We start from the raw sequence: 24,340 nt of genomic DNA, 5'->3' as shown, positions 1-24,340 counted from the left end.
ATAGCGGCAGTTACGTGCTGGATGACGTACCGGAACCACTTCATTATTGCGCTCATAACAACCCTTCGGTCGACGCTACACAACTCAAAAGAGTATTAGAACTACTTTGTCAAATAAAATATGAGCCGCGTTGAAACTGGAGCTGGAATGATTACCAAGACCCTCGCGATTATCGGCGCAGGCTTCTGCGGTTCGACGCTGGCTGTGCATTTGCTGCGCCACCCGCCGGCCACACCGCTGAAAATCCTGCTGATCAGCCGGCCAGGCAGCATGGCTCGGGGTATCGCCTACAGCACGCAGGCACGCGCGCACGTACTTAACGTGCCGGCCGGCAGGATGAATGCGCTGGCCGGCGAAGACGATAGCTTTTATGACTACATAAAACGCAGCCATCCCGACGCTACTCCCGCGCTCTTTGCGCAGCGACGCCTTTACGGTGATTACTTGCAAGCACTGCTGCAACAGGCGTCCGACAACGCGGCGCCCGGTTGCCAGTTGCAGGAAGTGATTGGGGAAGTGGTCAAGATAATCCCTCAGCCAAATGCTCAGGGTGGCCTGCTGTTGATGGATAACGGCGAACATTACCGGGCCGACGCCATCGTTTTGAGCATTGGCAGTTGTGCGCGCCAAGCGCCATCCATTGCTCCCGAATATCGACCGTTCTATGAAAGCCCAGGCTATGTACACGACCCATGGCAGCCCGGCGCACTCGATCGTATCGGCACGAACGACCCGGTCTTCCTGATCGGTAGCGGGCTGACGATGCTGGATGTGGTACTCGACCTGCGCGACCGCGGGCACACCGGCTCTATTCAAGCCGTGTCACGCCGTGGTCTGCTGCCACAGCCCCACCGCGAACTGAACGCGCACCCCGACTACGACGAAGGGCTGGCACAGCACATGCTCAGCGATTGCAGGGTGCGTCACTACGTACGCGCAGTGCGTGATGCGATTCGCCAGCATGCGCAAGCGGGCGGAGACTGGCGAGATATCATCGGCGGGCTGAGATCTGCCACCCGGCAACTGTGGCACGCCTTGCCACTTAATGAACGCCTGCGTTTCCTGCGACATGTACGCCCCTACTGGGATGCCCATCGCCATCGTTGCGCCCCACAACCGGGGGCACGCATGCAGGAGGAACTGGCCAGTGGCAAACTCAAGCTGATGGCCGGTCGCATCGTCGGCTACACCTCAAACCCAGGCAGCGTGAGCGTTTGCGTACGCCGTCGTGGTACCCGCGTCGAAGAACAGCTGGAAGTCAAAGCGGTGATCAATTGCACAACGCCAGCACTGGACCTGCGTCAATTGGACGACCCGCTGCTCAAGTCCCTGCGGGCTGATGGCCTGCTGGTGCCTGACGCGCTCGGCACCGGCATGGCTATCGCACCGTCCGGCGCGCTGCTTGATTGCCATGCAGCACCGTCAGACTGGCTGTATTACGTCGGCCCCTTCCTCCAGGCGCGCGACTGGGAGGCCACCGCCGTCCCGGAACTGCGCGAGTACGTGAAGCAGATGGCACAGACTTTGGCCACGCCCCTCAGCCGAGCATGAATCGCGCGCTGCCGGGGCTCGTTTTGGCGAGCCCCGCCAGCACCGATTCAATGGTCAGTGTCCGGCTCAGCTTCTGCGAAACACAAACCCCAACCCGACAATGATCAACCCCATCCCCAGCACGCTCAACAACGCCAGCCGATTGCCAAAAATCAGGTAATCCATCACTGCCGTTACCGCCGGTACCAGGTAAAACAGGCTGGTGACATTCACCAGATTGCCACGCGCGATCAGTCGATACAGCAGCAGCGTCGCCAGCAAGGACACCACCAGCCCCATCCACAGCACCGGCAGATAAAAGCTGGCGCTTTGCTCAAAGTGGAACGGCTGGAACGGCACAAACACCGCGCACAGCAGCAGCCCCGCCACGTACTGCACCGGCAGCGTGCCCAACGGGTTGTCGGTGATACGTTTTTGCATGATCGAACCGAGCGTCATGCTGGCCAGCGCCAGCAAGCCGAACAGCATCCCGGCCAGGGACATACGCGACAGCCCGATGCCCTGATAGACCACCATGATCAACCCCGCCAACCCCAGCCCCAGGCCGAACAACCGGCTTAGCGAGCGCTGACGCTCCATCAGTACCACCGTGAGGATCGGCTGCACGCCCATGATGGTGGCCATCATCCCTGGCGTGACTTTGAGGTCCAGCGCCAGCAGGTAGAAAATCTGATACGCCCCCAACAACACCAGGCCGGTCGCCGCCACGTACAGCATGGGTTTGCCGGGGCGCGGCAGTTTCAGCTTGAGGATCGGCACCAGGATCACCAGGCCCGCCAGGGCGATGGCAAAACGGATCAATAAGAAGGCAAAGGGCGAAGCATGGGCCAGGCCCCACTTGGAGAAAATCGCCCCGCTGCTCCACAGCAGGACAAACAGGCTCGTCGAGGCCGCCGCGGCCACGGATTGTTTCGAAAAAACAGACATGGTTACCACCTGTCATCAGGCAAAAAAAGCCGATTCAGCAGACGCTGAGATTCAATGGTTTTTTTCAGGCGGGCAGACGGGAACAGCGATTCGCTGATCAGCCCGAAATGCCAACACCCGGCGGTGATACGACTGCGTACACCGGCGTGCTACTGACAGGCGGGGGGTAGTGACTGATCTGCGCAGGCTGCTTGTTCCCACACGGCACGACCACAGCGTTGACCGCTGAATCGACTACCGCTATGCGCTGGGAAGCTGGCATGTGCTGATCTTTTTGAATGGATAAAGACCCGGGAACTATAACCAGCCGCCAACCGGTTTTGCAATCATTTCACCCAAGCGTTTGCGTGGCAGAGTTTTCATGCCTGCAACGAAAACCGGTCGTTATAATGCTGGCCGGTTTTTTTCAAGGATTTCACATGTTTGCTCTGCCCTGGCTGTACCTCGTGCTGCTTTCCATTGGCTATGTACTGGCCCTGACCTACGGGCAACTGGGCATGCTGGCGGCGGTCTCCGTGGTCATGTTGCTGATCGCAGGTTACGCCGTGCGCCAGCAACGCAACCCGTGGGCGCGTTACGTCGGGCACGGCCTGTTTATCGTGCTGGCGCTGGGTCTGGCGATGCATTGGCTGCCAGGCTTCTACAACGGCCGTGGTATCGCGCCTCAACGCTTTACGCCTGATTCGGTGCCCTTCTCGATGTACCTCAACCAGGACAAACCGTTGATCGGCTTCTGGCTGCTGCTGGCCTGCCCCTGGATCGTGGCACGCAGGTCATTGCGCCTGTCGATCTGCGTCACGGCGCTGGCCTTGACCCTGACGGCAGTCGCAGCATTGGGCGGCGCAATGTTGCTGGGGATGATCAGTTGGGCGCCCAAATGGCCGGAACAGGCGTGGTTGTGGGTATTGAACAACCTGCTGCTGGTGACCCTGGTTGAAGAGGCGCTGTTTCGTGGCTATATCCAGGGCGGCCTGAGCGAGCGCTTCAAACACCTGCCTTACGGCGAGCATGTGGCGCTGCTGCTGGCCTCGCTGTTATTTGGTTTGGTGCACCTGGGCGCAGGTTGGCACTGGGTATTGCTGGCAAGCATCGCCGGGGTCGGTTATGGCCTGGCTTATCGCTTTGGCGGGTTGGGCGCGGCAATTGCCACGCACTTCGGGCTGAACCTGCTTCACTTCGGGCTGTTCACCTACCCGATGCTGGCCGGCTGATTATTGCAAAAATAAGTTAAATAAAAGCCCGCAAGCGCCGATAACCCCTGAAAGCCTTGCGGATTGAACAACCATGCGTAATAACCAACCCGTTACCCAGCGCGAACGTACCTTCCCCGCTCAGCAACGGTTGATCTCCACCACGGATGCCAAAGGGGTCATTACCTACTGCAACGACGCTTTTGTCGAAATCAGTGGGTTCACCCGCGACGAACTGGTCCGAGCGCCGCACAACCTGGTGCGTCACCCGGATGTTCCGCCTGCGGTGTTCGCGCACATGTGGTCCACGCTCAAACAAGGCTTGCCATGGATGGGCATCGTCAAGAACCGCTGCAAGACCGGCGATCACTACTGGGTTAACGCCTATGTGACACCGGTCTTCGATGGCAACCAGGTGATCGGCTACGAATCGGTGCGCATCAAGCCCACCGCCGAGCAGATCCGCCGGGCCGAAGCGCTCTATCAACGCATCAACCAGGGCAAGTCGGCCGTACCGCAGCGCGACAAGTGGCTGCCGGTGTTGCAGGACTGGCTGCCGTTTATCCTGGTCAGCCAGCTGAGCTTCATGATCGGTGCATCGCTCAACTCCCACTGGGGCTTTGCCCTGGCGGCGGGCCTGTCGGTGCCACTGGGTCTGTTGGGCCTGAGTTGGCAGCAGCGCGGTCTCAAGCGTTTGCTGCGTTTGGCCGAACAAACCACGTCTGACCCGCTGATCGCGCAGATGTACACCGACAGCCGGGGCGCCCAGGCGCGGCTGGAGATGTCGATTCTCAGCCAGGAAGCGCGCTTGAAGACCTGTCTGACACGTTTGCAGGACACGGCCGAGCACCTCAACGACCAAGCGGCGCGGTCCAACACCCTGGCGCATAACAGCTCCAGCGGCCTGGAACGCCAGCGCGTGGAAACCGAGCAGGTGGCCACGGCGGTCAACCAGATGGCAGCGACCACTCAGGAAGTCGCCAGCCATGTACAGCGCACGGCGGACGCCACCCAGGAAGCCAATCGCCTGACCGGTCGCGGCCGCGACATCGCCGGGGAAACCCGCGAGGCGATCCAGCGCCTGTCGGTGGCCGTGGGCGAGACAGGTGTGACCGTCACCCAACTGGCCAAGGACAGCGATGAAATCGGCGGCGTGGTCGATGTGATCAAAGGCATTGCCGACCAGACCAACCTGCTGGCACTGAACGCGGCCATCGAAGCGGCGCGCGCCGGTGAGATGGGCCGAGGTTTTGCGGTGGTGGCTGACGAAGTTCGCCAACTGGCGCAGCGCACCGCCGAGTCCACCGGGCAGATCCATACGCTGATCGCCAAGCTGCAACACACCGCAGCGGCGGCCGTGCAAACCATGGACGCCGGGCATCGCCAGGCTGAAGAAGGTGTGGCGCGGGTGATGGAGGCGGATCAGGCGTTGGTGGGCATCAGTGAGGCGGTGGCCAATATCACTGACATGACCACGCAGATTGCCGCCGCGACCGAAGAGCAAAGCGCAGTGGCCGAAGAGATCAGCCGCAACATCAGCACGATTGCGCTGTTGGCGGACCAGACCTCGGAGCAGGCCATGAACTCGGCGCAATTGAGTGAAGAGCTCACGCATACGGCCAATACCCAGTATTCGCTGGTAGAGCGTTTTAACCGGTAAATCGCTATCGCAGGCAAGCCAGCTCCCACATTTGAAGGTATTCACAATTCAAAATGTGGGAGCTGGCTTGCCTGCGATGGGCCCCTAACAGCCGCCCAAAAAATCAGCCACTTTCACCGCAGCCGCCTCCAAATGCTGCTCATGACTAAACCCCGAAGCCTTCAACGGCTTCAAATCATGATCCCCCGCCACCAGCCACATCACGTCGATGCTCGGCGATAACACATACCCCTCCACCGTCGCCCGATTGCCCAGCGCATCGCGCTCGCCCTGCACAATCAACGTCGGCACCTTCAACCCGGCCAGATGTTCGACCCGAGGTTTTTCCGGCTTGCCCACCGCATAAAACGGATAACCCAAACACACCAGCCCGTCAGCCCCCAACTCATCTGCCAACAAACTGGCCATGCGCCCGCCCATGGACTTGCCGCCAACCGCCAGCTTCCCAGCGACATGACGTCGCACCTCGGCATACACCTCACGCCAGCATTCGAGCAGTTTCGGCGCCGGGTTCGGCGGGCGTTTACCGCCGTCCACGCGGCGTTGAGCCATGTACGGGAACTCGAAGCGCAACACGTTCACACCATGCCCGGCAAGGCGTGCAGCCATGTCGTTCATGAAGGATGAGTCCATCGGTGCACCGGCGCCGTGGGCCAGGATCAGCGTCACAGGTTTGCGTGCGATAGCCACGGTCGCGGCATCCCACAACCAGCCTCGCTCGCGCACACACTGCGCCCATTGATCCCCGTCAATACTGGCCTTGTGCTCTTTGCCCATGCTTGCCTCGCTTTTTAGTCTGCCTATAACTCCAGCCCAAGTGCCGCATTTGCTTGGGTTGAACCGTGGATGGGGAACCATGAACACTACTTTAAGTACCGCCTATAACTACAAGGTGGTCCGCCAATTCGCCATTATGACGGTGGTGTGGGGCATCGTCGGCATGGGGCTCGGGGTTTTTCTCGCCGCCCAATTGGTTTGGCCTGCACTCAATTTCGATTTGCCCTGGACCAGCTTCGGAAGACTGCGTCCATTGCATACAAACGCAGTCATTTTCGCCTTTGGTGGCTGCGCGCTGTTCGCCAGCTCGTTCTACTCGGTGCAGCGTACCTGCCAGACGCAGCTGTTCGCGCCAAAAATCGCCGCGTTCTGCTTCTGGGGCTGGCAGTTGGTCATCCTCCTGGCGGCGATCACCTTGCCGCTGGGTTACACCAGCTCCAAGGAATACGCCGAGCTGGAATGGCCGATCGACATCCTCATCACCATTGTCTGGGTGGCCTACGCCATCGTGTTCTTCGGCACGGTGATGAAGCGCAACACCAAGCACATCTACGTGGGCAACTGGTTCTTCGGTGCGTTCATCATCACCGTGGCCATCCTGCATATCGTCAACAACCTGGAAATCCCGGTCAGCCTGACCAAGTCCTACTCCCTCTACGGCGGTGCGACGGATGCCATGGTGCAGTGGTGGTATGGGCATAACGCCGTGGGCTTTTTCCTCACCGCCGGCTTCCTGGGGATGATGTATTACTTCGTGCCCAAGCAGGCCGAGCGTCCGGTGTACTCCTATCGTTTGTCCATCGTGCACTTCTGGGCGCTGATCACCCTGTACATCTGGGCCGGCCCCCACCACTTGCACTACACCGCGCTGCCGGACTGGGCACAGTCGCTGGGCATGGTGATGTCGCTGGTACTGCTGGCACCCAGCTGGGGCGGCATGATCAACGGCATGATGACCCTCTCGGGCGCCTGGCATAAGTTGCGCAGCGACCCGATTCTGCGCTTCCTCGTGGTCTCTCTGGCCTTCTACGGCATGTCGACCTTCGAAGGGCCGATGATGGCCATCAAGACGGTCAACGCCCTCTCCCACTACACCGACTGGACCATCGGCCACGTACACGCCGGCGCCCTCGGCTGGGTGGCGATGATTTCCATCGGCGCGCTGTACCACATGATTCCGAAAATCTTCGGCCGCGAGCAGATGTACAGCCTTGGCCTGATCAACGCGCACTTCTGGCTGGCCACCATCGGCACCGTGCTCTACATCGCTTCGATGTGGGTCAACGGCATTGCCCAGGGCCTGATGTGGCGTGCGGTCAACGAAGACGGCACCTTGACCTACTCCTTCGTCGAAACCCTGGTGGCCAGCCACCCTGGCTTCATCGTGCGGTTGGTGGGCGGTGCGATCTTCCTCAGCGGCATGTTGCTGATGGCTTACAACACCTGGCGCACCGTGCGCTCGGCGCAACCTGCCGAAGTCACCGCTGCGGCGCAGATGGCCTGAGGAGTCGATGATGAAACACGAAACGATTGAAAAGAACGTCGGCCTGTTGATGCTGCTCATGGTGCTTGCCGTGAGCATCGGCGGCCTGACCCAGATCGTCCCGCTGTTCTTCCAGGACGTCACCAACAAACCGGTGGAAGGCATGAAGCCCTACACCGCACTGCAACTGGAAGGTCGCGATATCTACATCCGCGAAGGCTGTGTGCAGTGCCACTCGCAGATGATCCGCCCGTTCCGCGCCGAAACCGAGCGCTACGGCCACTACTCGGTAGCCGGTGAAAGCGTGTGGGACCACCCATTCCTGTGGGGCTCCAAGCGCACCGGGCCGGACCTGGCACGCGTCGGCGCACGCTACTCGGACGACTGGCACCGCGCGCACTTGTACAACCCGCGCAACGTGGTACCGGAGTCAAAAATGCCGGCCTACCCGTGGCTGGTTACAGCCCAAGTCGACAGCAGCCATACCGAGACCAAGTTGAAGGTGATGCGCACCCTCGGCGTGCCGTACACCGACGACGACATCAGTGGCGCCGTCGCCAGCCTCAAGGGCAAGACCGAGATGGACGCGCTGGTTTCGTACCTGCAAGTGCTCGGCACTGCCATCAAGAGCAAGAGGTGAGCCATGGGATTTGAATTCGATGCGGGCACCATCCGCGGCCTTGGCACGCTGGTGGTCGCCATCGCCTTTATCGGCCTGTCGCTGTGGGTGTTCAACAACCGGCGCAACGCGGACTTCGAGCAGGCCCGCCTGCTGCCGTTTGCCGATGAACCCTCCCCGTCCGACGCTCAAGAAGAGCCTGCAACAAGGAGCACCCAGCCATGACTACCTTTTGGAGTACATGGATCTGCGTATTGACCCTCGGCAGCCTGATCGGGCTGACCTGGCTGTTGGTCGGCACCCGCAAGGGCGAAACCAAAGGCAGCGTTGACCAGACCATGGGCCATGCCTTCGACGGCATCGAGGAATACGACAACCCGCTGCCCCAGTGGTGGTTCATGTTGTTCGCCGGCACCCTGGTGTTTGCGGTCGGCTACCTGATCCTCTACCCGGGCCTGGGCAACTGGAAAGGCGTGTTGCCGGGCTATGAAGACGGCTGGACCCAGACCAAGGAATGGGACAAGGAAATGGCCAAGGCTGATGCCAGGTTCGGGCCGATCTTCGCCAAATTCTCGGCCATGCCGGTGGAAGAAGTGGCCAAAGACCCGCAAGCGCTGAAAATGGGTGGGCGCCTGTTCGCCTCCAACTGCGCGGTGTGTCACGGCTCGGATGCCAAGGGCGCGTATGGTTTCCCGAACCTGGCGGACAACCTCTGGCGCTGGGGCGGCTCGGCTGAAGCAATCAAGGCGACGATCATGAGCGGGCGCCATGCGGCGATGCCGGCCTGGGGTGAAATCCTCGGTGAGGACGGCGTGAAGAATGTCGCCGCCTATGTGCGGCATGACTTGGCCAAGCTGCCGTTGCCGGCCGACAACAGCGCCGACCTGGTGGCCGGTCAAGCCGCGTTCAACACCACCTGCGTGGCGTGCCACGGCCCACAAGGCCACGGCATGGAAGCCATGGGTGCGCCGAACCTGACCGAGCCTGCCGGTTTCATCTACGGCACCAGCCTGGCCCAGTTGCAGCAGACCATCCGCCACGGTCGCCAAGGCCAGATGCCGGCGCAGGATGTACTGCAAGGCAATGACAAGGTGCACCTGCTGGCGGCCTATGTGTACAGCTTGTCCCATACGGCTGATGGCGCAACGCCAGAAAGCCAACCTGAGTAACTGACCTGTGGCGAGGGAGCCTGCTCCCTCGTCACAGGTTCAGCGTTCGTTCTCGACATTACGCGGCCAAGTGTCGCACCCTTCCCAAGTCCAACTTTCCCCTCCTCACTTTCGGGTCTACGCTTGTTCCCACAGTGGACCAATCCTGGCCTACGCGACGGTATTCGTTGCGCCCCTTAAAATTCCTGTCCACTCGATCAGCTTTCCATTTCCGATTTTGTCCCTACGTAAAACATGGAAAGGGCGCAGAATCTGGCTCGGAACGCATTGATACAGGTCAGTCATTGCGTTGCAATGGCCCCTCGCTTTCTACATACTTGCGGCCGATTTTACCTATAAAAAAACCTAAACCGTGGAACCTTAGAATGAGCACAGCAATCAGTCCGACTGCTTATAACTATAAGGTCGTCCGCCAGTTCGCCATCATGACGGTGGTCTGGGGGATCCTTGGCATGGGGCTCGGGGTGTTTATCGCCTCGCAACTGGTGTGGCCGGAATTGAATTTCGGTTTGCCATGGACGACCTTCGGCCGCCTGCGCCCGCTGCACACCAACCTGGTGATTTTCGCCTTCGGTGGTTGTGCGTTATTTGCCACTTCCTACTATGTCGTGCAGCGAACCTGCCAGACGCGACTGATCTCCGATGGCCTCGCCGCCTTCACCTTCTGGGGCTGGCAAGCCGTGATCCTCGGCGCCATCATCACCCTGCCGCTGGGCTACACCACCACCAAGGAATACGCCGAGCTGGAATGGCCGATCGCGATTTTGCTCGCCATCGTCTGGGTGACCTACGCCGTGGTGTTCTTCGGCACCATCGTCAAGCGCAAGACCAAGCACATCTATGTGGGCAACTGGTTCTACGGCGCCTTCATCCTGGTGACGGCGATGCTGCACATCGTCAACCACGCCTCCTTGCCGGTGAGCTGGTTCAAGTCCTACTCGGCCTATGCAGGGGCAACCGACGCAATGATCCAGTGGTGGTACGGCCACAACGCCGTGGGGTTCTTCCTCACCACCGGTTTCCTGGGGATGATGTACTACTTCGTGCCCAAGCAGGCCGAACGCCCGATCTACTCCTATCGCCTGTCCATCGTGCACTTCTGGGCGCTGATCACCCTGTACATCTGGGCCGGCCCCCACCACCTGCACTACACCGCACTGCCGGACTGGGCGCAATCGTTGGGCATGGCCATGTCGATCATCCTGCTGGCCCCAAGCTGGGGCGGCATGATCAACGGCATGATGACGCTGTCGGGCGCCTGGCATAAATTGCGCACCGACCCGATCCTGCGCTTTCTGGTGGTATCGCTGGCGTTCTACGGCATGTCGACCTTCGAAGGCCCGATGATGGCCATCAAGACGGTCAACTCGCTGTCCCACTACACCGACTGGACCATCGGCCACGTACACGCCGGCGCCCTCGGCTGGGTAGCGATGATTTCCATCGGCGCGCTGTACCACATGATCCCCAAACTGTTCGGCCGCCCACAGATGCACAGCGTTGGCCTGATCAACGCGCACTTCTGGCTGGCGACCATCGGTACCGTGCTCTACATCGCCTCGATGTGGGTCAACGGCATCACCCAGGGCCTGATGTGGCGTGCCATCAACGATGACGGCACCCTCACCTACTCCTTCGTCGAAGCGCTGCAAGCCAGCCACCCGGGTTACATCGTGCGCGCCCTGGGCGGTGCATTCTTTGCCTCCGGCATGTTCCTGATGGCCTACAACGTCTGGCGCACCGTGCGTGCCGCCGACCCGGCAGAAGCCGAAGCCGCCGCCAAGATCGCCGTTGTGGGAGCTCACTGATGAAGCATGAAGTAGTCGAGAAGAATATCGGCCTGCTGGCCTTCTTCATGGTCATCGCCGTGAGTATCGGCGGCCTGACCCAGATCGTTCCGCTGTTTTTCCAGGACGTGACCAACAAGCCGGTCGAGGGCATGAAGCCGCGCACCGCCCTTGAAGTCGAAGGCCGCGACGTCTACATCGCCAACGGCTGCGTAGGCTGCCACTCGCAGATGATCCGCCCGTTCCGTGCCGAAACCGAACGCTACGGCCACTACTCGGTGGCCGGTGAAAGCGTGTGGGACCACCCGTTCCTGTGGGGCTCCAAACGTACCGGCCCGGACCTGGCCCGTGTCGGCGGGCGTTACTCCGATGACTGGCAGCGCGCGCACTTGTACAACCCGCGCAACGTGGTGCCTGAGTCGAAAATGCCGGCGTACCCGTTCCTGGTGGAAAACAAGCTCGACGGCAAGGACACCGCCAAGAAGCTCGAAGTCCTGCGCACCCTGGGCGTGCCCTACACCGATGAAGACATCGCCGGTGCCGCCGCTGCCGTGAAGGGCAAGACCGAAATGGACGCATTGGTGGCCTACCTGCAGGGCCTTGGCACCATCATCAAAAGCAAACGGTGATCTTCATGGATATCGGGATGATTCGTGGCCTGGGCACCGTTGTGGTGATGGTGGCCTTTGTCGGCCTGGCGCTGTGGGTGTTCAGCCCGCGCCGCAAGTCGGAGTTTGACGACGCGACCATGCTGCCCTTTGCAGATGATCCCGAGGCCATCAAGCACGTCGAGCAAGCTTCTAGGAGTAACAAAGAATGACTACGTTCTGGAGTCTGTACGTCACAGTCCTCAGTCTGGGTACCATTTTCGCCCTGACCTGGCTGCTGCTGTCGACCCGCAAGGGCCAGCGCACCGAGCAGACGGACGAGACCGTCGGCCACTCGTTCGACGGCATCGAGGAGTACGACAACCCGCTGCCAAAATGGTGGTTCATGCTGTTTGTCGGCACCATCATCTTTGCCCTTGGCTACCTGGCGCTGTACCCCGGCCTGGGCAACTGGAAAGGCCTGCTGCCGGGCTACAACTACCTCGACAATGACAAGCAAACCCCCTTCGCCAACGGCCAGACCGGCTGGACCGGCGTGCACGAATGGGAAAAGGAGATGGCCAAGTCGGACGCCAAGTTCGGTCCGATCTTCGCCAAATTCGCCGCGATGCCGATTGAAGAAGTCGCCAAAGACCCGCAAGCCTTGAAGATGGGCGGCCGTTTGTTCGCCTCCAACTGCTCGGTGTGCCACGGCTCCGACGCCAAGGGTGCCTATGGTTTCCCCAACCTGACCGACGCCGATTGGCGCTGGGGCGGCGAGCCGGCCACCATCAAGGAAACCATCATGAAAGGCCGCCACGCGGTGATGCCGGCCTGGGCCGAGGTCATTGGCGAGCAAGGCGTGGCCGACGTGGCGGGCTTTGTGGTGACCAATCTCGATGGCCGCAAACTGCCGGAAGGCGCCAAGGCCGACGTGGCCAACGGCGCGAAACTCTTCGCCGCCAACTGCGTGGCCTGCCACGGCCCGGCCGGTAAAGGCACGCCAGCAATGGGCGCGCCGGACCTGACCCACCCGGGTGCATTCATCTACGGTTCGAGCTTCGCACAATTGCAACAGACCATTCGTTATGGCCGTCAAGGCCAGATGCCGGCGCAGGAATTGCTGCAAGGCAATGACAAGGTGCATTTGCTGGCGGCGTATGTTTACAGCCTGTCCCATGGGGATAAGCAGGCTGAGGAGCAGTAAGCTCCCGGCAACGAAAAAGCCCCGCAGTGCGGGGCTTTTTCGTTGCCGGGCTGCGGCGATTGCAGCGCATGACCATTCGGAACATCGCACTTGCAGCGCGCCGCCGCAAAGTAGTAACGTTACTACATCAAGTCCGCCAAAGGGGAATACCCCATGACCATCACCACCATTTCCAGCCGTGAATTCAATCAAGACACAAGTGGTGCCAAAAAAGCCGCCAGTAAAGGCCCGGTTTTTATCACCGATCGCGGCAAGCCTGCCCATGTACTGCTAAGCATTGAGGACTACCAGAAACTGACAGGTTTGAACGTCAACATCGTTGACCTGCTGGTGATGCCGGAAGCGGCCGAAATCGACTTCGAAACCGAACGTGCCGTGATCACCCAGCGACCTGTGGACCTCTCTTGATGTATCTACTCGACACCGACGTAATCTCCGAACTTCGCAAACCCCAGGCCGACGCTAGAGTGGTGGCCTGGGCAAAAAGTATTATCGCTGCGCGCATGTTCATCTCGGCCATTACCCTGAAGGAATTGGAAACCGGTGTACTGCGCATGGAACGCCGCGACCCGGCCCAAGGGAAAGTGTTGCGTACATGGCTCAAACGCCATGTGATGCCAGCGTTCGATGCCAGGATACTGCCGGTTGATGCCGCCGTTGCGCTGCGTTGTGCCCATCTGCATGTGCCGGACCAGGCCAACGAAAGTGACGCGTTGATCGCCGCAACTGCTCTGGTGCACGGGCTAACCGTGGTGACGCGCAACGTCAGTGACTTCAAGTCCAGCGCGGTTCCATTGCTTAACCCATGGGACGAATGACCTGCCTACCGGCAAAAAACGTCCATACTTGCCAAGTCAATTGATCCAGATCACATATACCATCAATTGATTTCCCCCAACGCGACCAAAGGTCGCACCCGTTGAGCAGCATCGCAGGCGTATCATTACGCCACTGCAACAGCCTATTTTTGACCCCGGTTGGCACGTACTGGCCGAGGCAAATCTCCACCGCCGTGGGATGCAATGATGAGCAACCAGATACCGGTACATGACGTTACCCCGCCTGCCAAAAACGCCAGCAGCACTGTCGACCTCTACGCCTCGCGCGAGAAAATCTACACCCGCGCCTTCACCGGCCTGTTCCGCAACTTGCGTATGCTCGGTGGCGCCGGTTTGTTCCTGCTCTACTTCGGCACCGTGTGGCTGAACTGGGGTGGCCACCAGGCCGTGTGGTGGAACCTGCCGGAACGCAAATTCTTCATTTTCGGCGCGACCTTCTGGCCTCAGGATTTCATCCTGCTGTCAGGCATCCTGATCGTTGCCGCGTTCGGCCTGTTCTTTATCACCGTGTACGCCGGGCGCGTGTGGTGCGGTTATACCTGCCCGCAAAGCGTATGGACGTGGATCTTCATGTGGTGCGAAAAGGTCACCGAAGGCGACCGCAACCAGCGCATCAAGCTCGACAAAGCGCCCATGGGCGCGAACAAATTCCTGCGCAAGTTCAGCAAGCACACGCTGTGGCTGTTGATCGGCTTCGCCACCGGCATGACCTTCGTCGGCTACTTCTCGCCCATTCGCGAACTGGTGTTCGACTTCTTCACCGGCCAGGCCGATGGCTGGTCGTATTTCTGGGTCGGCTTTTTCACCCTGGCGACCTACGGAAACGCCGGCTGGTTGCGCGAACAGGTGTGCATCTACATGTGCCCGTACGCGCGCTTCCAGAGTGTGATGTTCGACAAAGACACCCTGATCGTGTCCTACGACCCGCGCCGTGGCGAAGTACGTGGCCCACGTAAAAAAGGGGTCGACTACAAAGCCCAGGGCCTGGGCGATTGCATCGACTGCACCATGTGCGTGCAGGTGTGCCCCACCGGCATCGACATTCGCGATGGCCTGCAAATCGAGTGCATCGGTTGCGCCGCCTGTATCGACGCCTGCGACAACATCATGGACAAAATGGACTACCCACGCGGCCTGATCAGCTACACCACCGAGCACAACCTGTCCGGGCAGAAAACCCATAAGCTGCGCCCGCGCCTGATCGGTTATGCCTTGGTGCTGCTGGCGATGATCGGCCTGTTGGCCGGTGCATTTTTCATGCGCTCGCTGGTGGGCTTCGACGTCAGCAAGGACCGCGTGCTGTACCGCGAAAACGCCGAAGGCCGCATCGAAAACGTCTACAGCCTGAAGATCATGAACAAGGACCAGCGCGACCACACCTACGTGCTCGACGCCTCGGGCCTGCCCGACCTCAAGCTGCAAGGCCGCCGCGAGATCAAGGTCGCCGCCGGGGAAATCTTCAGCATGCCGGTAGAGCTGTCCAGCGCCCCTGAGCAACTGCCGTCGAGCACCAACGAGGTGAAATTCATCCTCAAGGATGCCGATGACGACAGCGTCCACATTGAAGCCAAGAGCCGATTCATCGGCCCACAAGTCCGCTAATTAAAAGAGAGCACAACAATGCCCGCAGCTACTGCCGCAAGCCCTTGGTACAAGCACCTCTGGCCCTGGATCATCATCGGGATCCTGGCCTGCTCGGTGACCTTGACCTTGTCCATGGTGACCATTGCGGTGAAGAACCCGGACAACCTGGTCAACGACAATTACTACGAGGCCGGCAAAGGCATCAACCGCTCCCTGGACCGTGAGCGACTGGCCCAGACCCTGCAATTGCGCGGCAAGCTGCACCTGGACGAACTCACCGGTGAAGTCGAGCTGCAACTGACCGGCTACAGCAACCCCAATACCCTAGAGCTGAACCTGATTTCCCCGACCCAGCCGGAAAAGGATCGCAAGATCAACCTGACCCGCAGCGACAGCGAGCCCGGCCGCTACATCGGCCAGGTCACCGACAAGGTAGAGGGCCGGCGCTTTGTGGAACTGCTCGGCGTGGAAGGCGACAAGACCTGGCGCCTGTTCGAAGAAGAAGAGGTCAGCCACGACAAGGACTTGCTGTTGGGCGATGAGCCGTTGCAGGGTGCCGAAGACCTGAAAAAGTAAAACCCTTGCGCTTCGCGCATCGCGGGCAAGCCCGCTCCCACAGTGGATCGCGGTCTCCTGTGGGAGCCGGGCTTGCCCGCGATGAGGCCCTCCCAGCCGATATAGATTTCACACCATGACCAGCCCAACCCCCTGCTACCACTGCGCCCTGCCCGTCCCGCCCGGCAGCCGGTTTACTGCCGACATCCTCGGCGCGCGCCGCGAACTGTGCTGCCCAGGCTGCCAGGCGGTGGCCGAAGCGATTGTGGCCGGTGGGCTGGAAAGCTATTACCAACACCGCAGCGAAGCCTCGGCCAACCCCGAGGCGCTACCGGTGCAACTGGTCGACGAACTGGCGCTGTACGACCGCGCCGACGTGCAAAAACCCTTTGTGCGTCACGAGGGCGATCTGGCCGAAGCCACCCTGTTGATGGAAGGCATCAGCTGCGCCGCCTGTGGCTGGCTGATCGAGAAACACCTGCGCAGCCTGCCCGCGGTGGCCGAGGCGCGACTGAACCTGTCCAACCACCGCCTGCACGTGCGCTGGGCCGACGGCCAATTGCCGCTGAGCCAGGTGCTAAGCGAACTGCGCCATATCGGCTATGCCGCCCACCCTTACCAGGCCGATCGCGCCGCCGAGCAATTGGCCAGCGAAAACCGCCGAGCCTTGCGCCAACTGGGCGTGGCGGGGCTGCTGTGGTTCCAGGCAATGATGGCGACCATGGCCACCTGGCCGGAATTCAATATCGACCTGAGCCCGGAGCTGCACGTGATCCTGCGCTGGGTAGCGATGTTTCTGACCACACCCATCGTGTTCTACAGCTGTGCGCCGTTCTTTAAAGGTGCACTGCGCGACCTGCGCACGCGCCATCTGACCATGGATGTGTCGGTGTCCCTGGCGATTGGCGGGGCGTACCTGGCGGGCATCTGGACCGCCATTACCGGCACTGGCGAGTTGTACTTCGACGCGGTGGGCATGTTCGCGCTGTTCCTGCTTGCCGGGCGCTATCTGGAACGCCGGGCGCGGGAACGCACCGCCGCCGCCACCGCGCAGCTGGTCAACCTGCTGCCTGCTTCGTGCCTACGGCTTAAAGATGACGGTCAGAGCGAGCGCATCCTGCTCAGCGAACTGGCCGTGGGCGACCGCGTGCTGGTGCACCCAGGTGCCGTGCTGGCGGCCGATGGAGTGATTCTCGACGGCCAGTCGAGCATTGACGAGTCCCTGCTCACCGGCGAGTACCTGCCGCAGCCGCGCAACGTCGGCGATACGGTCACCGCCGGCACACTCAACGTCGAAGGGGCGCTGACCGTCGAGGTGCGCGCCTTGGGCCATGACACCCGCCTGTCCGCCATCGTGCGCCTGCTGGAACGCGCCCAGGCCGAGAAACCGCGCCTGGCGCAAATCGCCGACCGCGCTGCGCAGTGGTTCCTGTTGGGCTCGCTGATCGCGGCCGCGCTGATCGGCCTGCTGTGGTGGGAGCTGGACGCATCACGGGCGTTCTGGATTGTGCTGGCGATGCTGGTGGCGACCTGCCCCTGCGCGTTGTCCCTGGCCACACCGACCGCGCTCACCGCCGCCACCGGCACACTGCACACACTCGGGTTGCTGCTGACCCGCGGCCATGTGCTGGAAGGCCTGAACCAGATCGACACAGTGATTTTCGACAAAACCGGCACCCTCACCGAAGGCCGCCTGGCCCTGCGTGCCATCCGTCCTCTAAGCTCGTTGAACAGCGATGACTGCCTGGGCCTTGCCGCCGCGCTGGAAAACCGCTCCGAACACCCGATTGCCCGCGCCTTCGGGCGTGCGCCGCTGGCTGCCGAGGAAGTCCTGAGCTTTCCCGGCTTAGGCCTGGAAGGTCGCGTGGGCGAGCGTCAATTACGCATCGGCCAACCGGGTTTTGTCTGCCAATTGAGCGGCTGCGCGATTCCCGCCTCGCCGGACGAAGCAGGCCAATGGTTGCTGCTGGGCGATCATGAAGGCGCCCTCGCCTGGTTCGTGCTCGATGACCGCCTGCGCAGCGATGCGCCCGCCCTGCTGGCCGCGTGCAAAGCGCGAGGCTGGCGCACGCTGCTCCTGTCGGGCGACAGCTCGCCGATGGTCGCCAGTGTGGCGCTGGAGCTGGGGATCGACGAGGCCAAAGGCGGCTTGCGCCCCGACGACAAACTGCAGGTGCTGCAACAGCTGCACCTGCAAGGCCGCAAAGTGTTGATGCTCGGCGACGGCGTCAACGATGTGCCCGTGCTCGCCGCCGCCGATATCAGCGTGGCGATGGGCTCGGCCACCGACCTGGCAAAAACCAGCGCCGATGCCGTGCTGCTGTCCAACCGCCTCGACGCGCTGGTGCAGGCGTTTACCCTGGCGCGACGTACACGGCGGGTAATCATCGAAAACCTGCTGTGGGCCGGGTTGTACAATAGCCTTATGCTGCCGTTTGCCGCTCTCGGCTGGATCACGCCGATCTGGGCCGCGATCGGCATGTCGCTCAGCTCGTTGACCGTGGTGCTCAACGCCTTGCGCCTGACTCGCCTGCCGAGCCCGCAAGTAAACAGCGCCACCCTAGTAACCCGCCCGCTGCCGGCTTGAGCCGCGTGGGCCTGGAGTACCGATGCCAGCTCTTTACGTGATGATTCCGGCGGCGCTGCTGTTAGTCGGCGTGGCCATTTACATTTTCTTCTGGGCGGTGGACAGCGGTCAGTACGACGACCTCGACGGCCCGGCCCACAGCGTGCTGTTCGACGACCAGGACCCGAACCACCTGGCGGGCGTCGACGAAGCCAACCGGGCCGAACAACCGCCCAAAGACCCACCCCATGCTTGAGCTGGCGCCACTGCTGGTTTCTGCCTTGATCCTCGGGCTACTGGGCGGCGGCCATTGCCTGGGCATGTGCGGCGGGCTGATGGGCGCGCTGACCCTGGCAATCCCCAAAGAACAACGCAGCCGCCGTTTTCGCCTGCTGCTCGCCTACAACCTGGGGCGCATCCTCAGCTACGCCGCCGCCGGGTTACTGATCGGCCTGGCCGGGTGGGCAGTGGCCAACAGCCCGGCGGCGATGTTCATGCGCGTGCTCGCCGGGTTGCTGCTGATCAGCATGGGCTTGTACCTGGCGGGCTGGTGGAGCGGCCTCACCCGCATCGAAAGCCTGGGGCGCGGCCTGTGGCGCTCTATACAGCCGGTCGCCAACCGTTTGCTGCCGGTGTCCAGCCTGCCACGCGCATTACTGCTGGGCGCGCTGTGGGGCTGGTTGCCATGCGGTTTGGTCTACAGCACGCTGTTGTGGGCGGCGAGCCAGGGTAATGCGCTGGACAGTGCTTTGCTGATGCTGGCCTTCGGGCTTGGAACTTGGCCCGTACTACTGGCCACCGGCTTGGCGGCAGAACGCGTCACGGCGCTGCTGCGCAAACGCAGCGTGCGTGTGGCCGGTGGCATGCTGGTGATTGTGTTTGGGGTTTGGACGCTGCCAGGCCCGCATCAACACTGGCTAATGGGCCATTAAATCGCCATGTGGCATAGCGCCGCTCCCCGTTGATGCAAATCAAGATGGCACCTGCGGCGCGCCCCTAGACTCGGCCCACTAGCCAATCCGGGGGACCGCCCGCATGCTCGACGCCATTCGTTGGGACACAGATCTGATTCACCGCTACGACTTGGCGGGGCCGCGCTACACCTCCTACCCCACCGCCGTACAATTCGACAGCCAGGTCGGCACCTTCGACCTGCTCCACGCCTTGCGTGACAGCCGCAAGGCCGTGCGGCCCTTGTCGCTGTATGTGCATGTGCCGTTTTGCGCAAACATCTGCTACTACTGCGCCTGCAACAAGGTCATCACCAAGGACCGTGGCCGTGCCCAGGCCTACCTGCAACGCCTGGAACAGGAAATCCAGCTGGTGGCCTGCCACCTCGACCCGAAACAGCCCGTGGAGCAACTGCACTTCGGCGGCGGCACCCCGACCTTTCTCAGCCACGACGAACTGCGCCAGGTGATGACGCGCCTGCGCCAGCACTTCAACTTGCTCGATGATGATTCCGGTGACTATGGCATCGAGATCGACCCACGTGAAGCCGACTGGGCGACCATGGGGTTGCTGCGCGAACTGGGCTTTAACCGCGTAAGCATCGGCCTGCAGGATCTGGACCCCGAGGTGCAGCGTGCGGTCAACCGCCTGCAAAGCCTGGAAGAAACCCGTGCAGTCATCGATGCGGCGCGCACCTTGCAATTTCGCTCGATCAATATCGACCTGATCTACGGCCTGCCCAAGCAAACGCCGCTGAATTTTGCGCGCACCGTCGAAGAAGTGATTAACCTGCAACCGGATCGCCTGTCGGTATTCAACTACGCGCACCTGCCCGAGCGCTTTATGCCGCAGCGGCGCATCAACACCGACGACCTGCCCTCCCCATCCGAAAAACTGCTGATGCTGCAAACCACCATCGAACAGTTGACCCGTGCCGGCTACCGCTACATCGGCATGGACCACTTTGCCCTGCCGGATGACGAACTGGCCGTGGCCCAGGAAGAAGGCACGCTGCAGCGTAACTTCCAGGGCTACACCACCCACGGGCATTGCGATTTGATTGGGCTGGGGGTTTCAGCGATCAGCCAGATCGGCGACCTGTATTGCCAGAACAGCAGTGACCTCAATCACTACCAGAACGCCCTCGCCGGGGCGCAACTGGCCACCAGCCGTGGCCTGGTCTGCACCACGGATGATCGTTTGCGCCGGGAAGTGATTCAGCAGTTGATCTGCAACTTCAGCCTGGCATTCGAGCGGATCGAACAGGCTTTCAACATAGATTTTCGCGGCTATTTCGACGAACTATGGCCACAGCTGGAGACAATGGCTGCCGACGGCCTGATCGAACTGGATGCCCACGGCATTCGCGTGTTACCGGCCGGGCGCTTGCTGGTGCGCTCGGTGTGCATGGTGTTCGATGCCTACCTGGAGCACCAGAACAGGCAACGATTCTCGCGGGTGATCTAAAGGGCTTTATTTCGCCATCAGGCTCATGGCTTCCATCTGAGCCTGAGGCGGTTCCGACTTCAAGACCTTGCCCAGTTGCGTCTGGGCCGTCACCAGAGCTGCCTGCAACATCGCCACGTCGCCCTGTATGTTGGCGACACGGGCGCGCTGCGCCTCTGGCGTCAGGGAGGTGTCCGCCATGGCCGCAGACAGTTCGGCCATCTTCTCGGCCAGTTGTTTTTTCAGCTCGCGGATCATTTTGAGCAGGGTCTTGGCACTATCACTCAGGCTGCTCTCGTCAATATCGCTATTGGAGGATTTCTCAGCCGAAGCCATGCCCATCCCCGCGCCGGAAATGACCACCTTCACACCTTCAGCCGCATTAGGTTCAGCGGGTTTGTCCTCGGTGGCGGCCTTGGGCGCGGCGTCTTTATCCTTGGCCGCATCGGCGGCCTTCCAGACCGATACCGCTGCAACGTTGATCGATGGGTTTGAGACAGTGCTGACTGACATGATCTGAGCTCCAGCTCATAGAGAGACACCTGTGTATCGGCACCGATACAAAGAGCTTTATACCGTTGCTGCTTTTTTGTACACGCTGGCCTCAGCCACCCTCGGTGCGTTACCCTTACGTCTTATGTGTGTTTTCCCACAAGGATTTAAGAAATGTCCGAGCCAGTTAAACTGCGCGCTCACAGCCAGGCTCACTGCAAGGATTGCAGCCTGGCCCCCCTCTGCCTGCCACTTTCGTTGAATTTGGAAGACATGGAAGCGCTGGACGAAATCGTTAAACGCGGTCGCCCGTTGAAAAAAGGCGAGTTTCTGTTTCGCCAGGGTGACAAATTCGATTCTGTCTACGCAGTACGTTCGGGCGCGCTGAAGACCTTCAGCCTGAGCGACGGCGGCGAGGAGCAGATCACCGGCTTCCACCTGCCCAGCGAGCTGGTCGGGTTGTCTGGCATGGACACCGAGATTCACCCGGTGTCGGCCCAGGCCCTGGAGACGACCTCGGTGTGCGAAATCCCTTTCGAGCGCCTGGATGAACTGGCCCTGCAGCTGCCGCAACTGCGCCGCCAGTTGATGCGGGTGATGAGCCGCGAGATCCGTGACGACCAACAGATGATGTTGCTGCTGTCGAAGAAAACCGCCGACGAGCGCATCGCCACGTTTTTGGTCAACCTGTCGGCGCGCTTCCGTGCCCGAGGGTTTTCGGCCAACCAGTTCCGCCTGAGCATGTCGCGCAATGAAATCGGCAATTACCTGGGCCTGGCGGTGGAAACCGTGTCCCGCGTGTTTACCCGTTTCCAGCAAAACGAGCTGATTGCCGCCGAAGGCAAGGAAGTGCATATCCTCGACCCGATCCAGCTCTGCGCGCTGGCCGGGGGCTCGCTGGAAGTCTGAAGCGCACGCTTGCGGCCGCGCCAATCGGCAAGGCCGTAGGTATACTTCGAGTCCGTTTTCCGCTCCCAGGACTCTTCGACGATGACCTTCGATTCGTTCGACATCAAATCCCTGATCCGCCCCGTCATCGACTTCCCCAAGCCTGGGGTGATCTTTCGTGACATTACCCCGTTGTTCCAATCGCCCCGCGCCCTGCGCCTGGTGGCCGACAGCTTTGCCCAGCGTTACGTCGAGGCCGACTTTACCCACATCGGCGCGATGGATGCCCGTGGCTTCCTGATCGGCTCGATCATCGCCTACCAGTTGAACAAACCGCTGATCCTGTTCCGCAAACAGGGCAAGCTGCCGGCTGACGTGCTGGCCGAGGGTTACCAGACCGAATACGGCGAGGCCTTCCTCGAAGTGCACGCCGACAGCCTGTGCGACGGCGACTCGGTGCTGATGTTCGATGACCTGATCGCTACCGGCGGCACCTTGATTGCCGCGGCAAACCTGGTGCGGCGTATGGGCGCGAAAATCTTCGAAGCGGCGGCGATCATTGATCTGCCGGAGCTGGGTGGCTCGCAACGCCTGCAGGATATGGGGATTGCGACGTTTTGCCTGACGCAGTTTGGGTTGACCGAAGTTTAATCGCTGCCTGGACTGGCCTCATCGCGGGCAAGCCCGCTCCCACATTTTGAAATGCATTCCAAGTGTGGGAGCGGGCTTGCTCGCGAAGAGGCTCTCAAGGACACCCCACATCACAACCCCATCTGCTTGCTGATGATCTCGTTCATCACCTCACGCGTGCCCCCGCCAATCGACAGAATGCGGTTATCCCGATACAACCGCTCCACCAGGCTGCCACGCATATAGCCCTGCCCACCCAATATCTGCACCGCGTCATAGGTCACCCGATCCGCCGTATCAGTGGCCAGGTTCTTGGCCATGGAAATCTCCTTGATCACACTCTTGCCGGCCGCCATCTTCGCCGCCTGGCGATAGGTGAACTCGCGGGAGACTTCCACTGCGGTGGCCATTTCCGCCAGCCGATGCTTGAGCACCTGGAATTTGCCGATAGGTTTGCCGAAGGCTTCGCGCTGGCTCGCCCACTTGAGGCTTTCTTCCAGGGCCAACTGCGCGGTCATGTTCGCCATCAGCGCCAGCGCCAGGCGTTCGCTCTGGAAATTGCCCATGATGCAGGCAAAGCCCATGTTCTCGACGCCGATCAAGTTGCCTGCGGGTACTCGGCAGTCGTCGAAGAACAGCTCAGCCGTGTCCGACGCCCACCAGCCCATTTTCTTCAACGGTTGGCCGACGGTGAAACCTGGCGTGTGTTTTTCGATCAGCAACAGGCTGATGCCGCCGAAGCCCGGCCCGCCGGTGCGTACGGCGACTGTATAGAAGTCGGCGCGGATACCGCTGGTGATAAAGGTTTTGCTGCCGCTGACGCGATAAAAGTCGCCATCTCGAACAGCGCGGGTTTGCAGGTTGGCCACATCGGAGCCGCCACCGGGTTCGGTGACGGCCAGGGCGATGATCTTTTCACCGGCCAGCACGTGAGGCGCAACCCGCTCACGTAGCTGCGGCCGAGCCCATTTGACGACAGGCGGCAGGCCGATATCCAGCGAGCCCAGGCCTGCGACCACGCCACCCGAACCGCAACGCATCAACTCTTCGCTGGCGGCGACCTTGGCGAACAGGTCGCCTTCGTGGCTGCCGCCCAGGCTTTCGGGGTAGCCGATGCCCAGAATCCCCGCCGCGCCCGCCTTGAGGTACAGCTCGCGAGGAAAGCCCTCGGCTTCCTCCCATTGCTCGATGCCCGGCAACATCTCGCGCTCGACAAAACGGCGCACGCTGTCGCGGACCAATTGGTGGCCGGGGTCGAAGTAGTCCTGATAGGCAGACATCGGCAAGCTCCACGGTGAGGTGGAGAGAACTTACCAAGCGCTTGCTTGGTTATCAAGTGCAGCGAGATTTAGCCTGATCGTTCCCGCGCGCTGCGTGGGAATGCATCCCGTGACGCTCCGCGTCACTACTTTAGAGCGGACGCAGAGCGTCC

The 24,340-nt window shown here is 61.2% G+C and carries 25 protein-coding genes; 21 read left to right on the top strand and 4 right to left on the bottom strand.

What is annotated here, in order from left to right:
• Positions 1-147 precede the first annotated feature (147 nt).
• Positions 148-1,551, top strand: coding sequence for an FAD/NAD(P)-binding protein (locus tag AOA59_RS08080; RefSeq protein ID WP_065929834.1), 1,404 nt, complete (start codon positions 148-150; stop codon positions 1,549-1,551).
• 66 nt (positions 1,552-1,617) lie between these two features.
• On the opposite strand, the gene AOA59_RS08075 is transcribed toward AOA59_RS08080, so the two are convergent.
• A complete protein-coding gene (locus AOA59_RS08075) occupies positions 1,618-2,478 on the bottom strand; it encodes a DMT family transporter (protein ID WP_099486762.1) in 861 nt (286 codons plus the stop codon).
• Between the two features lie 419 nt (positions 2,479-2,897).
• Here AOA59_RS08075 and AOA59_RS08070 point away from each other — a divergent pair, with 419 nt between their 5' ends.
• Together AOA59_RS08070 and AOA59_RS08065 are read left to right on the top strand one after the other, a co-directional pair.
• Positions 2,898-3,689, top strand: a complete 792-nt coding sequence (locus tag AOA59_RS08070) for a CPBP family intramembrane glutamic endopeptidase (protein ID WP_099486760.1) — start codon at positions 2,898-2,900, stop codon at positions 3,687-3,689.
• Positions 3,690-3,762: 73 nt separating this feature from the next.
• On the top strand, positions 3,763-5,328 hold the full coding sequence (locus tag AOA59_RS08065; protein WP_099486758.1) for a PAS domain-containing methyl-accepting chemotaxis protein: 1,566 nt from the start codon (positions 3,763-3,765) through the stop codon (positions 5,326-5,328).
• 84 nt (positions 5,329-5,412) lie between these two features.
• Here the strand turns inward: AOA59_RS08065 and AOA59_RS08060 are convergent, their stop codons facing one another.
• Positions 5,413-6,105 carry an alpha/beta family hydrolase gene (locus tag AOA59_RS08060; protein ID WP_099486757.1) on the bottom strand — a complete coding sequence of 231 codons (693 nt, stop codon included), beginning with the start codon at positions 6,103-6,105 and terminating at the stop codon, positions 5,413-5,415.
• Between the two features lie 79 nt (positions 6,106-6,184).
• Between AOA59_RS08060 and ccoN (AOA59_RS08055) the strand changes: the two genes are divergently transcribed.
• The 16 genes from ccoN (AOA59_RS08055) (at position 6,185) to hemN (ending at position 20,919) form a co-directional block, all read left to right on the top strand.
• Positions 6,185-7,609, top strand: coding sequence for a cytochrome-c oxidase, cbb3-type subunit I (gene ccoN / locus AOA59_RS08055; protein WP_065929839.1), 1,425 nt, complete (start codon positions 6,185-6,187; stop codon positions 7,607-7,609).
• 10 nt (positions 7,610-7,619) lie between these two features.
• Positions 7,620-8,228 carry a cytochrome-c oxidase, cbb3-type subunit II gene (gene ccoO, locus AOA59_RS08050; RefSeq protein WP_034108140.1) on the top strand — a complete coding sequence of 203 codons (609 nt, stop codon included), beginning with the start codon at positions 7,620-7,622 and terminating at the stop codon, positions 8,226-8,228.
• Positions 8,229-8,231: 3 nt separating this feature from the next.
• Positions 8,232-8,432, top strand: a complete 201-nt coding sequence (locus AOA59_RS08045) for a cbb3-type cytochrome c oxidase subunit 3 (RefSeq protein WP_056861518.1) — start codon at positions 8,232-8,234, stop codon at positions 8,430-8,432.
• Positions 8,429-9,376: a cytochrome-c oxidase, cbb3-type subunit III gene (gene ccoP / locus AOA59_RS08040; RefSeq protein WP_099486755.1), complete on the top strand. Its 948-nt coding sequence runs from the start codon at positions 8,429-8,431 to the stop codon at positions 9,374-9,376. Before AOA59_RS08045 ends, ccoP (AOA59_RS08040) begins: the two co-directional genes overlap by 4 nt.
• Before the next feature lie 365 nt (positions 9,377-9,741).
• Positions 9,742-11,184, top strand: a complete 1,443-nt coding sequence (gene ccoN / locus AOA59_RS08035; protein ID WP_099486753.1) for a cytochrome-c oxidase, cbb3-type subunit I — start codon at positions 9,742-9,744, stop codon at positions 11,182-11,184.
• Positions 11,184-11,792 (top strand): cytochrome-c oxidase, cbb3-type subunit II, encoded by a 609-nt coding sequence (ccoO, locus tag AOA59_RS08030; RefSeq protein WP_056861521.1) that lies wholly within the window; start codon positions 11,184-11,186, stop codon positions 11,790-11,792. Before ccoN (AOA59_RS08035) ends, ccoO (AOA59_RS08030) begins: the two co-directional genes overlap by 1 nt.
• A gap of 5 nt (positions 11,793-11,797) precedes the next feature.
• Complete coding sequence (locus AOA59_RS08025) at positions 11,798-11,983, top strand: CcoQ/FixQ family Cbb3-type cytochrome c oxidase assembly chaperone (RefSeq protein ID WP_005790274.1); 186 nt, start codon at positions 11,798-11,800, stop codon at positions 11,981-11,983.
• On the top strand, positions 11,980-12,957 hold the full coding sequence (gene ccoP / locus AOA59_RS08020; RefSeq protein WP_069788030.1) for a cytochrome-c oxidase, cbb3-type subunit III: 978 nt from the start codon (positions 11,980-11,982) through the stop codon (positions 12,955-12,957). Before AOA59_RS08025 ends, ccoP (AOA59_RS08020) begins: the two co-directional genes overlap by 4 nt.
• 153 nt (positions 12,958-13,110) lie before the next feature.
• Positions 13,111-13,365, top strand: a complete 255-nt coding sequence (locus tag AOA59_RS08015; protein ID WP_099486751.1) for a type II toxin-antitoxin system Phd/YefM family antitoxin — start codon at positions 13,111-13,113, stop codon at positions 13,363-13,365.
• The gene (locus AOA59_RS08010) at positions 13,365-13,775 is read left to right on the top strand and encodes a type II toxin-antitoxin system VapC family toxin (protein WP_099486749.1); all 411 of its coding nucleotides are present in this window, start codon (positions 13,365-13,367) and stop codon (positions 13,773-13,775) included. The genes AOA59_RS08015 and AOA59_RS08010 overlap by 1 nt, the downstream gene beginning before the upstream one ends.
• Positions 13,776-13,982: 207 nt before the next feature.
• Positions 13,983-15,398, top strand: a complete 1,416-nt coding sequence (gene ccoG / locus AOA59_RS08005; RefSeq protein WP_099486747.1) for a cytochrome c oxidase accessory protein CcoG — start codon at positions 13,983-13,985, stop codon at positions 15,396-15,398.
• Between the two features lie 18 nt (positions 15,399-15,416).
• Positions 15,417-15,956, top strand: coding sequence for a FixH family protein (locus AOA59_RS08000; RefSeq protein WP_056861526.1), 540 nt, complete (start codon positions 15,417-15,419; stop codon positions 15,954-15,956).
• A 115-nt stretch (positions 15,957-16,071) separates the two neighbouring features.
• Positions 16,072-18,522 carry a heavy metal translocating P-type ATPase gene (locus AOA59_RS07995; protein WP_099486745.1) on the top strand — a complete coding sequence of 817 codons (2,451 nt, stop codon included), beginning with the start codon at positions 16,072-16,074 and terminating at the stop codon, positions 18,520-18,522.
• Between the two features lie 22 nt (positions 18,523-18,544).
• Positions 18,545-18,757 (top strand): cbb3-type cytochrome oxidase assembly protein CcoS, encoded by a 213-nt coding sequence (ccoS, locus tag AOA59_RS07990; RefSeq protein WP_017134806.1) that lies wholly within the window; start codon positions 18,545-18,547, stop codon positions 18,755-18,757.
• A complete protein-coding gene (locus AOA59_RS07985) occupies positions 18,750-19,433 on the top strand; it encodes a sulfite exporter TauE/SafE family protein (protein ID WP_056861528.1) in 684 nt (227 codons plus the stop codon). Before ccoS ends, AOA59_RS07985 begins: the two co-directional genes overlap by 8 nt.
• 103 nt (positions 19,434-19,536) lie before the next feature.
• A complete protein-coding gene (gene hemN, locus AOA59_RS07980) occupies positions 19,537-20,919 on the top strand; it encodes an oxygen-independent coproporphyrinogen III oxidase (RefSeq protein ID WP_065929848.1) in 1,383 nt (460 codons plus the stop codon).
• A gap of 6 nt (positions 20,920-20,925) precedes the next feature.
• Here hemN and AOA59_RS07975 read toward each other — a convergent pair whose 3' ends face one another.
• Positions 20,926-21,411: a hypothetical protein gene (locus AOA59_RS07975; protein WP_065929849.1), complete on the bottom strand. Its 486-nt coding sequence runs from the start codon at positions 21,409-21,411 to the stop codon at positions 20,926-20,928.
• A gap of 153 nt (positions 21,412-21,564) precedes the next feature.
• Here AOA59_RS07975 and fnr point away from each other — a divergent pair, with 153 nt between their 5' ends.
• Both fnr and AOA59_RS07965 read left to right on the top strand, forming a co-directional pair.
• Positions 21,565-22,299: a fumarate/nitrate reduction transcriptional regulator Fnr gene (fnr, locus tag AOA59_RS07970; protein WP_056861531.1), complete on the top strand. Its 735-nt coding sequence runs from the start codon at positions 21,565-21,567 to the stop codon at positions 22,297-22,299.
• A gap of 81 nt (positions 22,300-22,380) precedes the next feature.
• On the top strand, positions 22,381-22,929 hold the full coding sequence (locus AOA59_RS07965) for an adenine phosphoribosyltransferase (RefSeq protein WP_056861532.1): 549 nt from the start codon (positions 22,381-22,383) through the stop codon (positions 22,927-22,929).
• Between the two features lie 110 nt (positions 22,930-23,039).
• Here AOA59_RS07965 and AOA59_RS07960 read toward each other — a convergent pair whose 3' ends face one another.
• The gene (locus tag AOA59_RS07960; protein ID WP_099486743.1) at positions 23,040-24,188 is read right to left on the bottom strand and encodes an acyl-CoA dehydrogenase family protein; all 1,149 of its coding nucleotides are present in this window, start codon (positions 24,186-24,188) and stop codon (positions 23,040-23,042) included.
• Positions 24,189-24,340: the final 152 nt, after the last annotated feature.

The organism is Pseudomonas sp. 2822-15 (assembly GCF_002742515.1).
Classification (GTDB): Bacteria; Pseudomonadota; Gammaproteobacteria; order Pseudomonadales; family Pseudomonadaceae; genus Aquipseudomonas; species Aquipseudomonas salomonii.
The sequence above is the reverse complement of the archived record's forward strand: the minus strand, read 5'-3'. Positions and strand labels throughout refer to the sequence as shown.

Excerpts from the sequence above, each read along its gene's own strand:
- ccoP (WP_069788030.1), top strand. The coding sequence starts at position 11,980 with ATGACTACGTTCTGGAGTCTGTACGTCACAGTCCTCAGTCTGGGTACC.
- AOA59_RS08000 (WP_056861526.1), top strand. The coding sequence starts at position 15,417 with ATGCCCGCAGCTACTGCCGCAAGCCCTTGGTACAAGCACCTCTGGCCC.
- AOA59_RS08075 (WP_099486762.1), bottom strand. The coding sequence starts at position 2,478 with ATGTCTGTTTTTTCGAAACAATCCGTGGCCGCGGCGGCCTCGACGAGC.
- hemN (WP_065929848.1), top strand. The coding sequence starts at position 19,537 with ATGCTCGACGCCATTCGTTGGGACACAGATCTGATTCACCGCTACGAC.
- AOA59_RS08015 (WP_099486751.1), top strand. The coding sequence starts at position 13,111 with ATGACCATCACCACCATTTCCAGCCGTGAATTCAATCAAGACACAAGT.
- AOA59_RS08025 (WP_005790274.1), top strand. The coding sequence starts at position 11,798 with ATGGATATCGGGATGATTCGTGGCCTGGGCACCGTTGTGGTGATGGTG.
- ccoO (WP_056861521.1), top strand. The coding sequence starts at position 11,184 with ATGAAGCATGAAGTAGTCGAGAAGAATATCGGCCTGCTGGCCTTCTTC.
- AOA59_RS08060 (WP_099486757.1), bottom strand. The coding sequence starts at position 6,105 with ATGGGCAAAGAGCACAAGGCCAGTATTGACGGGGATCAATGGGCGCAG.
- AOA59_RS07995 (WP_099486745.1), top strand. The coding sequence starts at position 16,072 with ATGACCAGCCCAACCCCCTGCTACCACTGCGCCCTGCCCGTCCCGCCC.
- AOA59_RS07985 (WP_056861528.1), top strand. The coding sequence starts at position 18,750 with ATGCTTGAGCTGGCGCCACTGCTGGTTTCTGCCTTGATCCTCGGGCTA.
- AOA59_RS08065 (WP_099486758.1), top strand. The coding sequence starts at position 3,763 with ATGCGTAATAACCAACCCGTTACCCAGCGCGAACGTACCTTCCCCGCT.
- ccoN (WP_065929839.1), top strand. The coding sequence starts at position 6,185 with ATGAACACTACTTTAAGTACCGCCTATAACTACAAGGTGGTCCGCCAA.
- ccoG (WP_099486747.1), top strand. The coding sequence starts at position 13,983 with ATGAGCAACCAGATACCGGTACATGACGTTACCCCGCCTGCCAAAAAC.
- ccoN (WP_099486753.1), top strand. The coding sequence starts at position 9,742 with ATGAGCACAGCAATCAGTCCGACTGCTTATAACTATAAGGTCGTCCGC.
- ccoO (WP_034108140.1), top strand. The coding sequence starts at position 7,620 with ATGAAACACGAAACGATTGAAAAGAACGTCGGCCTGTTGATGCTGCTC.
- ccoP (WP_099486755.1), top strand. The coding sequence starts at position 8,429 with ATGACTACCTTTTGGAGTACATGGATCTGCGTATTGACCCTCGGCAGC.
- AOA59_RS08045 (WP_056861518.1), top strand. The coding sequence starts at position 8,232 with ATGGGATTTGAATTCGATGCGGGCACCATCCGCGGCCTTGGCACGCTG.
- AOA59_RS07960 (WP_099486743.1), bottom strand. The coding sequence starts at position 24,188 with ATGTCTGCCTATCAGGACTACTTCGACCCCGGCCACCAATTGGTCCGC.
- AOA59_RS07975 (WP_065929849.1), bottom strand. The coding sequence starts at position 21,411 with ATGTCAGTCAGCACTGTCTCAAACCCATCGATCAACGTTGCAGCGGTA.
- AOA59_RS08080 (WP_065929834.1), top strand. The coding sequence starts at position 148 with ATGATTACCAAGACCCTCGCGATTATCGGCGCAGGCTTCTGCGGTTCG.
- AOA59_RS08070 (WP_099486760.1), top strand. The coding sequence starts at position 2,898 with ATGTTTGCTCTGCCCTGGCTGTACCTCGTGCTGCTTTCCATTGGCTAT.
- ccoS (WP_017134806.1), top strand. The coding sequence starts at position 18,545 with ATGCCAGCTCTTTACGTGATGATTCCGGCGGCGCTGCTGTTAGTCGGC.
- AOA59_RS08010 (WP_099486749.1), top strand. The coding sequence starts at position 13,365 with ATGTATCTACTCGACACCGACGTAATCTCCGAACTTCGCAAACCCCAG.
- fnr (WP_056861531.1), top strand. The coding sequence starts at position 21,565 with ATGTCCGAGCCAGTTAAACTGCGCGCTCACAGCCAGGCTCACTGCAAG.
- AOA59_RS07965 (WP_056861532.1), top strand. The coding sequence starts at position 22,381 with ATGACCTTCGATTCGTTCGACATCAAATCCCTGATCCGCCCCGTCATC.